This window comes from Egibacteraceae bacterium (assembly GCA_040905805.1).
In the GTDB taxonomy this organism is placed as follows: Bacteria; Actinomycetota; Nitriliruptoria; order Euzebyales; family Egibacteraceae; genus DATLGH01.
Window position 1 is genome coordinate 1 of record JBBDQS010000145.1, and the last position, 2,710, is coordinate 2,710.

Here is a 2,710-nt window from a genome sequence, read left to right on the forward strand (position 1 = left end):
GCGCGCGGGTACCGACCGTCGAAGCGGTCCACCGCCCGGTAGGCCCGGATGAGCGATTCCTGCACCAGGTCCTCGGCGCTGTCGGACTGGCCGGTCAACCGCCGCGCGACACGCAGCAGCACCTCCAGCTCGGGCACGACGTAGTCGTGGAAGTTGGCGTCACGCATCGTGGCCCGCGTCGGCATCGTCGCATCGCTGGCCATGACGCGGGAACCCCCGGCGATCGCGAGCCTATTCCATGGTCGTGGGAAGAGCCGGCGACAAAGAACGTGTTCCCTGTGCATGAAGGCAACCTGGAGCGGTGTGGCACTCGCCGACAGCAACCGGACCGTCGTCGTCGAGGGCAACCAACGACGTCCCGCCGGATTCCGTCCGCTGGGAGCACCTCGTGGAGAGTCCCGCCACGAGCTGGTGCTGGTGGAAGGGCAAGGCGTGCTACCTGTCGATCACGATCGACGACCATGCGCATGTCGACGCGGCTTGGTACTACCCCAAGCCGTGGCCGCTGGCCCGGCGCATCGCCGGCCACGTCGCCTTCGGGCCCGGCGTCGAGGTCACCGTCGACTGACCGTGGCGGCGGCGGCGGCCATCTTCATCATCACCGTCATCACCGCTGTGGGGAGAAGCCCGTCCACCAGGCCGGCGACCGCTGAGAACTCCATGATGTCACCTCCGAGTGTGTGAGGGTGCTGCTCACACAGGGGCAACCCGCTGGCGCGTCCTGATGCTTCCATTCGCGGGACAGGGGGACAGGGAATGTGGCGGCCGGTGACCGGGGTTTCCGGGCAGTGGAGCAACAGCGCAAGGCAGCGACATCTGACGCCGCTACCCAGTTCCGTGAGCACGTTGTCCCGGAGCTGGATGTCCTCCTGCGTGTCGCTCAGCGCATGACCGGTCGCACGGCGGATGCCGAGGATCTCGTCCAGGAGACGCTCATCCGCGCGTACCGGGCGGTGGACCGCTTCGACGGTCGGTACCCGCGCGCGTGGCTGCTCACGATCCTGCGCAACACCTGGAAGAACATGAACCGGCGGGCCCGCCTCCCGATGGTCAACGACGAGCACGCATTGGCCAACGCGCCTGGCCTCGGAGCGGATGGGCGCAACGCCCCCGAGGAGTTCGTCATGGACAGCACGCTGGGTGTGGAGCTGACCGAGGGGCTGCAGAAGCTGCCCGGCACGTTCCGCCAAGTCGTCCTGCTCGTCGACGTCGACGGCCTGACCTATGAGGAGACCGCCGGCGTGCTCGGTATCCCGGCCGGCACCGTGATGAGCCGCCTGCACCGGGCACGCCGACGGTTGCGCAAGCACCTCGAGCAGGCCGGCATCACCCCCAATGGGACGGTGCGGTGATGCGAGGGCGCACCCGCACGCTGCGCTGTCGGACCGTGGCCCGGCTCGTGCAGGCATACCTGGACGGCGAGCTGCACGACCGCCGAGGGGTGCTGATCGCTGACCACCTGGACCGCTGCCGCGACTGCGGCCTGGACGCCCAGACCTGGCTTTGGCTCAAGTCGACCGTTGCAGGTCTGCAGACACCGGACGAATCCGAGCAGCTGGAACGCCTACGGGCGTTCGTCGAGGATCTCACCCAGGCCTGACCACAACGGGAGGGGAGCATTCCCGTCAGTGGACGGCGCGCAGCATCATGAGGCCCAGCACGAACACGTCGACGCCCATGGGCCCATGGTGAGGGTCCGCAGGTCCCGGTCCGCTTCCAGCAGCCGCAGCCACACCTCATTGAGGGTCGGGAACGCCGGCACGGCGTGCCACAGCTGCTCGAGGGTGACCTTGCTGACGATGGCGATGCGCCTCAGGCTGTAGGGGCGTGGTGCGCCGCTCGATGGCGCGCAGGCGCGCCACGGCCGCGCTGATCCGGGTGCGGGCGGCTTCCCCGACGTGGGGAACACTACCCGCTCGGTAGCTATCCGTTGCGTGTCGCGGACACGGAATGCGGCCGGGATCGAGGGCGTTCCCGGACGTATGGAGGTTCAAGCCGTTGCTGCCGCCGAGGTCGGGGGCACCGCGGCCGCGCTCGTGGCGGGGGAGCTCCAGGCGGCCGTGGCCGCACGCGGCCGCGCCACGCTGGCGCTCAGCGGTGGGACCACCCCTGCGGCCATGCTGACAGCGCTTGCCGCACGTCGGCTGCCCTGGGAGCACATCCACGTGTTGCAGGTTGACGAGCGTGTCGCGCGGGGCGGCTCGCCGGACCGCAACATGTCGATGCTGGCCGCGAGGCTGCTGGACGCTGTCGCGATCCCGGCTACGAACGTGCACCCCATGGCGGTCACCGACCCCGACCTGGACGCCGCGGCTGATCGCTACGCTGCGCTCCTGCGCGTGCATGCCGGGAACCCTGCACGGCTCGACGTCGTGCACCTCGGTGTCGGTTCCGACGGGCACACTGCCTCCCTCGCGCCCGGCGAGGAGGCGGTGCAGGTCAGCGACCGCGACGTCGCCGTGACCGGCTTTTACCGCGGCTATCGGCGGATGACGATGACCCTGCCCCTGCTGTCGCGCGCACGCTGGACCCTGTGGCTGGTGACCGGCGGCCACAAGGCCGGCGTGGTCGGGCAGCTCGTGGCGGGCGACGCGTCGATCCCGGCGGCACGCGTCCACACCGAGCGGGCCACTCTGGTGGCCGACCTTGACGCCGCAGCGCTCGTCGGCTCCTCGGCGCACCGGTGAGCCCACTGCTGTTCCCTGTGCTG

5 protein-coding genes are annotated in these 2,710 nt (G+C 69.9%); 4 read left to right on the forward strand and 1 reads right to left on the reverse strand.

Annotation, left to right across the window (positions count from 1 at the left end; translation table 11 throughout):
* A partial coding sequence (locus WD250_15905; protein ID MEX2621700.1) for a sigma factor occupies positions 1 to 185 on the reverse strand: 185 nt, incomplete at its 3' end.
* A 116-nt stretch (positions 186 to 301) separates the two neighbouring features.
* On the opposite strand from WD250_15905, the gene WD250_15910 reads away from it, so the two are divergent.
* From WD250_15910 to pgl, 4 genes are all read left to right on the forward strand, one after another.
* Positions 302 to 568, forward strand: a complete 267-nt coding sequence (locus WD250_15910) for a DUF427 domain-containing protein (GenBank protein MEX2621701.1) — start codon at positions 302 to 304, stop codon at positions 566 to 568.
* 220 nt (positions 569 to 788) lie between these two features.
* Positions 789 to 1,352 carry a sigma-70 family RNA polymerase sigma factor gene (locus WD250_15915; GenBank protein ID MEX2621702.1) on the forward strand — a complete coding sequence of 188 codons (564 nt, stop codon included), beginning with the start codon at positions 789 to 791 and terminating at the stop codon, positions 1,350 to 1,352.
* Positions 1,352 to 1,600: a zf-HC2 domain-containing protein gene (locus WD250_15920; GenBank protein ID MEX2621703.1), complete on the forward strand. Its 249-nt coding sequence runs from the start codon at positions 1,352 to 1,354 to the stop codon at positions 1,598 to 1,600. Before WD250_15915 ends, WD250_15920 begins: the two co-directional genes overlap by 1 nt.
* Before the next feature lie 382 nt (positions 1,601 to 1,982).
* Positions 1,983 to 2,687 carry a 6-phosphogluconolactonase gene (pgl, locus tag WD250_15925; GenBank protein ID MEX2621704.1) on the forward strand — a complete coding sequence of 235 codons (705 nt, stop codon included), beginning with the start codon at positions 1,983 to 1,985 and terminating at the stop codon, positions 2,685 to 2,687.
* Positions 2,688 to 2,710: the final 23 nt, after the last annotated feature.

What these genes read in the sequence shown, in the direction of transcription:
- pgl (MEX2621704.1), top strand. Translation starts at nt 1,983, where the DNA reads ATGGAGGTTCAAGCCGTTGCTGCCGCCGAGGTCGGGGGCACCGCGGCC.
- WD250_15920 (MEX2621703.1), top strand. Translation starts at nt 1,352, where the DNA reads ATGCGAGGGCGCACCCGCACGCTGCGCTGTCGGACCGTGGCCCGGCTC.